Source organism: Arthrobacter vasquezii, from assembly GCF_029455255.1.
Lineage (GTDB): Bacteria > Actinomycetota > Actinomycetes > Actinomycetales > Micrococcaceae > Arthrobacter_D > Arthrobacter_D parietis.
Map to the genome: position 1 here is coordinate 1 of NZ_JAROKN010000098.1, position 6,075 is coordinate 6,075.

At 64.7% G+C, this 6,075-nt stretch carries 4 protein-coding genes and 1 tRNA gene; all 5 read right to left on the bottom strand.

What is annotated here, in order from left to right; all coding sequences use genetic code 11:
* Nucleotides 1–1,154, bottom strand: a 1,154-nt coding sequence (locus P4U43_RS17425) for a DUF2867 domain-containing protein (protein WP_277359868.1), incomplete at its 3' end; no start/stop codon positions are given.
* A 93-nt stretch (nucleotides 1,155–1,247) separates the two neighbouring features.
* Nucleotides 1,248–1,320, bottom strand: a tRNA-Asn gene (locus tag P4U43_RS17430).
* 55 nt (nucleotides 1,321–1,375) lie between these two features.
* Nucleotides 1,376–3,313, bottom strand: coding sequence for a DNA primase (gene dnaG / locus P4U43_RS17435; RefSeq protein ID WP_277359869.1), 1,938 nt, complete (start codon nucleotides 3,311–3,313; stop codon nucleotides 1,376–1,378).
* An 86-nt stretch (nucleotides 3,314–3,399) separates the two neighbouring features.
* Nucleotides 3,400–4,695: a deoxyguanosinetriphosphate triphosphohydrolase gene (locus tag P4U43_RS17440; protein ID WP_277359870.1), complete on the bottom strand. Its 1,296-nt coding sequence runs from the start codon at nucleotides 4,693–4,695 to the stop codon at nucleotides 3,400–3,402.
* Between the two features lie 13 nt (nucleotides 4,696–4,708).
* The gene (gene dusB, locus P4U43_RS17445; protein WP_277359871.1) at nucleotides 4,709–5,887 is read right to left on the bottom strand and encodes a tRNA dihydrouridine synthase DusB; all 1,179 of its coding nucleotides are present in this window, start codon (nucleotides 5,885–5,887) and stop codon (nucleotides 4,709–4,711) included.
* Between the last annotated feature and the right edge of the window lie 188 nt (nucleotides 5,888–6,075).

Genomic DNA, 6,075 nt, shown 5'->3' on the forward strand with positions numbered 1-6,075 from the left:
CCGGCGAGCTTGTCCAGCCAGCCGCGGGCAGCCCAGGCGACCGGCCAGGAGTACCAGCCGTTTTCCCCGCCGATGCCTTCGATCACTTTCCAGACCGCGGGAGCGGGTGCGCTGGAGCGGAAGGTGCGCTCGTCCTTATAGACCGTGTGGCCGGCCCACTGGGGGTCCGAGGGAAGCGGATCCGCGACAGCGTCGCGCTGCGAAGCTCCCGCCCAACTCGTTTCCACCTCACCGGCGCTCATTTTGTTCAGGGCGAGGTCGACGGCGGCGCGATAATCGGTCAATCCGCCCTCTGGGTGCGGCACATACTCATGAATGTCTGCTTCGGCGGTGACCGCGTCGTGCTGGAGGGATTCAATCAGCGGCATCGCCATAGCCCGCGGGATGGGGGTCACGAGGTTCACCCAGTGCCCGGCCAGTCGCGGAGTAAGCACCGGCAGCGCCAGGACCGTTCGACCGGGCAGACCGGCGGCTTCCGCATAGCGCTTCATCATGTCCGCGTAGGTCAGGACGTCTCCGGAACCGATGTCGAAGGTCCGGTTGAGCCCCTCCGGCAGGTCCAATGCGCCGAGGAGGTAGTGGATGACGTCACGCACGGAGATGGGTTCGATGCGGTTCAGTACCCACTTCGGCGCGGGCATGACCGGCAGTACATCGGCCAGGTGCCTGATCATCTCGAAGGACGCGGAGCCGGAACCGATGACGACGCCGGCCTGGAAAGCGATGGTGGGAACGCCCGATGCCAGCAACACGTCACCCACGGCCACGCGGGAGCGCATGTGCGTTGAGAGCTTTACACCCTGCGGGTGGAGACCGCCGAGGTAGACGATGCGCTTGACGGAAGCCTGCGAGGCAGCCTTGGCGACGGTCGATGCGATCTGCGCTTCCCGCTCCTCGAACCCCCGTCCGGAGCCCATGGAGTGCACGAGGTAATAGAGCGTGGAGACGCCCTCGCTTGCACGGTTCATAGTTTCGGCGTCCTGCAGATCGCCTTCGACCACCTCGACCTGCGCTGCCCACGGTACGTCCCGCAGCTTCTGGGGTGACCGCACAACCACGCGGACCCGCCGGCCGTCTTCGACCAGCCGGGAGACGAGCCGACCTCCGATATATCCAGTGGCGCCCGTTACCAGAACAAGATCATCATTGCGCATAGGGGTCAGACTACGCGCCCAGCCTGAGTGGCAACCCGGCGGCTAACGAGAAAGGCTCCTGACCGGCGAAAACGCAGGTCAGGAGCCTATTTGCTCCCCCGACTGGACTTGAACCAGTAACCCTTCGATTAACAGTCGAATGCTCTGCCAATTGAGCTACGGGGGAAAGCAGCAGAAACAACTTTACATAGGAAAACCGGGTAAGTGAAATTGGCCGGCTGCTAGTCCGAGCGCAGGGCGCGGCGTTCCATTTCGAGCTCCATCAGCTCCCGGTTCAGTTGCTGAAAGAGGGATGGATCAGCCGCCGGATCGAGCCTCTGCAGTGAGCTCAGCTTCTCTGCCTTCAGCCGGGTGATGCGCAGCTCCGAGAGCCTGCTGAGGATGTCTCGGCAGTACGCGGCCATCCCCTCTCCATCCGTCGCGGGCAGCGGCGTCACGGCGAGTTCGCTCACATAACCACGCAGCATGTCGGGAACCTCCTGGCGCACCCGTTCCACCCAGTTCGATGCGGAGTCGGCTCTGTCTCTCCCTGCAGTTCCGGCAGCACGCACTGCATCATGCAGCGCGGCGTAGGCGGGCACGGAGAAGCGGGAATCAGAAAAACGGTCCCACTGGTCCTGATCAAGCAGTTGCGGATACTGGAGAACCACCTCGAGCGCTTCGCGCTCCATCCGTGCAACAGGATCACGCGGATCTGGACGCCGGAACTGCGGCACTTCTTCCACCAATTCAGGGCCGCTGCCCGGTGCCTGGGCGGGTTGGCGGCTCTGCGGGTTCTGTGCACCCTGCTTGCCATCCTGTGCCGGTTGGGTTGCCCGCTTTGCCGCGGCCGTGACCGCGCGCGCCACCTGGTCCTCGCCAACGAATTGCATGCCGAGCCACCGGGACAGTTCCCGGGTGTAGACCGACCTCAGGGACACATCGCGGATGTTGGCCACGATGGGAGCCGCGTGCCGTAGCGCTTTTGTCTGGCCCTCGCCGGTGGAGAGATCGAACTGGTCAAACGATGCTTTGATGGCGAACTCAAACAGCGGGCGCCGGGTGCTGATGAGGTCCTGAACGGCCTGGTCCCCCGCGGTCTGTCGCAGCTCGCAGGGGTCAGCGCCGTCAGCGCCGACCGCCACATAAGTCTGCGCGTTGAACCGCTGATCCTCCTCGAAGGCGCGCAGTGCCGCTTTCTGCCCGGCGGCGTCGCCATCGAAGGTGAAGATGACCTCTCCGCCGGTGCCGTCGTCCGACAGGAGCCGGCGCGCGATCTTGATGTGCTCGGCACCGAAGGCCGTGCCGCAGGTGGCTACGGCGGTGCCTACTCCGGCGAGGTGGCACGCCATGACGTCGGTGTAGCCCTCCACCACCACGAGCTGACGTGACTTTGCGATCTCCCGTTTGGCGAGATCGATTCCGTACAGGACCTGCGACTTCTTGTAGAGGGTGGTCTCAGGGGTATTCAGGTACTTGGGCCCCGGGTCATCCTCATACAGCTTGCGTGCGCCGAATCCCACGGTGTCCCCGGTGATGTCCCGAATGGGCCACATCAGCCTGCCCCGGAAGCGGTCGTAGAGCCGGCCCGAGTTGTTGGACGAAACACTGAACATGCCGGTCAGCTTCAGCTCGTCCAGGAGAAACCCGCGGCCGGTCAGGTGATTGAGCAGGCCGTCCCACCCCTGGGGCGCGTAGCCGACGCCGAAGTGTTCAGCGGCGGCCCGGTCGAAGCCGCGCTCCTGCAGGAAAGCGCGGCCGGTCGCCGCCTCTGGTGTCAACAGTTGGTCGCGGTAGAATTCCGCAGCAATCTTGTGTGCATCGAGGAGGCGCTGCCGCTTGCCGGAATCCTCGCGCCGGGGGCCGGTTCCGCCATCCTCATAGCGCAGTTCGAAAGAGATGCGTGCGGCCAGCTTTTCAACCGTCTCCGCGAAGGACGTGTGATCCATCTTCTGCACGAAGGAAATGACATCACCACCTTCACCGCATCCGAAGCAGTGATAGGAGCCCATGTGCGGACGGACATGGAACGACGGCGACCGCTCATCGTGGAAGGGGCAGAGACCTTTCCAGGACCCCACACCGGCGGACTTCAGGGTGACGTACCCGTCCACCACTTCCTTGATGTCGGTGCGCTGGCGAACCTCATCGATGTCTTCACGCTTGATGAGTCCGGCCATATTATCCAGTCTAGTGTTCGGTCTCCGGTTCCGCCGTCCGGTAGCCCGGCCCTGTGAATACCGCTATCCGGGCGTGTGCATAACCTCTACCAGAGCGCGGGAACGGGCCCGACAACCCTTTCGTGCAGGGCGAGGGCGGAGGCATCCGTCAGGGATGCCACCTGGTCGATCACCACGCGGAGGCGGGCGTCGTCGTCGTCCGCCTGGCGCCAATCGGAGGCGAACATGGGCTCAAGGAAGCTGTCCCCTGCGGCGGCCATCTGTTGCACCAGCGAGGACAGCACCTCACGTTGCCGCTCATAAATGGGCTGGCGGTGGACGCTGGTCATCACGTAGGTGGTTGCAAGGCCCTTCATCACCGCGATCTCGGTGACCGTGTCCTCGGGAACCACCATCTCGGCGGCGTACCGGGTGAGCGGGTCGGTGCCGTAAATGCCCCGTGTTGTCTGCAGTGCACTGAGGCAGAAACGACCGATCAGCTGGCTGGTCATGTTTTTCAGCGCGGCCATGGCTTTGCGGCTGCCGTCAGCCTCGCGAACCCAGACGTCCGTTGCTTCCAGCCGTGCGAGCGCAGCGTCGACGGCGGCCGGATCGGAGTGCGGCAGGTACCACTGCTGGGTGTACCCGACAACGCGGGCGCGGTGGTCGGGGTTGTCCATCCACTTGAGCTGGAAGTGACCGGCCACGATGGCGTCTTCGACGTCATGGACGGAGTAGGAGATGTCATCGGCCAGGTCCATGACCTGCGCTTCAAGGCAGGACCGGCCGGCCGGTGCCCCCTGCCGCAGCCAGGTGAAGACGGGGAGATCGTCCTCATAGGCGCCGAACTTCGAGGTGCGGTGTCCGTGGATTACCGGCGCGTTCACAGCAGTCCACGGGTACTTGCACGCGGCATCGAGGCTGGCTCGGGTGAGGTTGAGCCCGGCCGGTTCGCCGTCGGCACGGATGACTTTGGGCTCAAGCCGGGTCAGGAGCCGAAGTGTCTGTGCGTTGCCCTCGAACCCGCCGATGGAGTGCGCCAGGTCATTCAACGTGGCCTCGCCGTTGTGCCCGAACGGAGGATGTCCAAGATCGTGGGAGAGGCAGGCGGCGTCGACGATGTCCGGGTCGCAGCCGAGGGAGCGACCCAGCTCCCGCCCCACCTGCGCCACCTCGAGGCTGTGGGTCAATCGGGTCCGCACGAAGTCGTCAGTATCGGGGGCGACCACCTGCGTCTTCGCGCCAAGCCGTCTCAACGCCGAGGAGTGGAGGACGCGTGCGCGGTCACGCTCAAAGTGCGTACGATGCAGGCTCTTGGGCGCTTCATCGACCCAGCGCTGCATGTCCGCATCCGTGTAGCCGGGAGTAATCGGCGCTGCATTGCCGACGGGGGAATTCTGCATGTGCTCAGCCGCCCTATCCACCCGATATGTCGACTTCCGCCGCGGCGATGTCCGCCTGCTGTTCAGGATTGAGCTGGCGGGCCTCGAGCCACTTGTCCGGCAGCGACGTGCGCTTGGGTGATCCCGCACGCCCGCGCGGTCCTTCGGCGTCAGTGCCGGGATACGGAGACGTGCGGTCCAGTTGATCGAGCAGACCGCGCAGAACCTCGAGCGTGGGTACGGCGGCGAGCGCTGCACGCAATTCTCCACCCACCACGTAGCCCTTGAAGTACCAGGCCATGTGCTTGCGGATGTCGCGCAGCGCCATCATCTCGTTGCCGAAGGTGTCCACCAGCAGCTCCGCGTGGCGGTACACCGTGTCCGCCACCTGCCCGAGCCCGGGCTGGTGCCGCTCATCCCTGCCCTCGAAGGCGTTCATGAGGTCACCGAACAGCCACGGCCTACCCTGGCAGCCACGGCCTACCACGACGCCGTCAACACCAGTCTGCTGAACCATGCGGATTGCGTCTTCCGCACTCCAGATATCACCGTTTCCCAGTACCGGAACATCCGGCAGGGCCTCACGCAGCTCGGCGATGGCGTTCCAGTCGGCTTTGCCGGAGTAGAACTGGGAGGCAGTGCGTCCATGCAGCGCAACGGCGGCCACGCCGGCATCGCGCGCGATCTTGCCTGCCTCACGGAAAGTCAGGTGATCCTCGTCGATGCCTTTGCGCATCTTGATGGTCAACGGGATGTTCCCCCGCGAAGCTTCCCGGACGGCCGTCTGCACGATGCCGGTGAAGAGGTCGAGCTTCCACGGAAGCGCCGCTCCGCCGCCCTTCCGGGTGACCTTCGGGACCGGGCAGCCGAAGTTCAGGTCAATGTGGTCCGCGCGGTCTTCCTCGACGAGGATACGAACGGCGGCTCCGACGGTCTTGGGGTCCACGCCGTACAGCTGGACGGAGCGCACCAATTCATCCTCGTCATGGGAGATGATGCGCAGGGACTCCGGATTGCGTTCGACGAGGGCGCGGGACGTCACCATTTCGGAGACGTACAGGCCGCCGCCGTACTCGCGGCACAGCCGGCGGAACGCTGTATTGGTGATGCCGGCCATGGGAGCGAGAACCACAGGGGTATCGACGGTTATCCCGCCCAGGCGCAGCGGCGGCAGGTCGAGCCGCGTGGAGGTAGTAGTCGGTGCAATGCTCACCCAACCATTGTCGCAAGACAGGGCAAATCGAGGGGCGTCAGCCCTCCCTCTGCTCGCGCAGCTCCCTGCGCTGACTTCGGGTAGTCTCAGCCGCATCTGAGCGTTGGCTATCGCTGAGCTGGCCCCGAGCCATAGGAAACCGCCCATAACGACGGCGACAATCACAGTGACGGTGCTGGGTTGGGAAC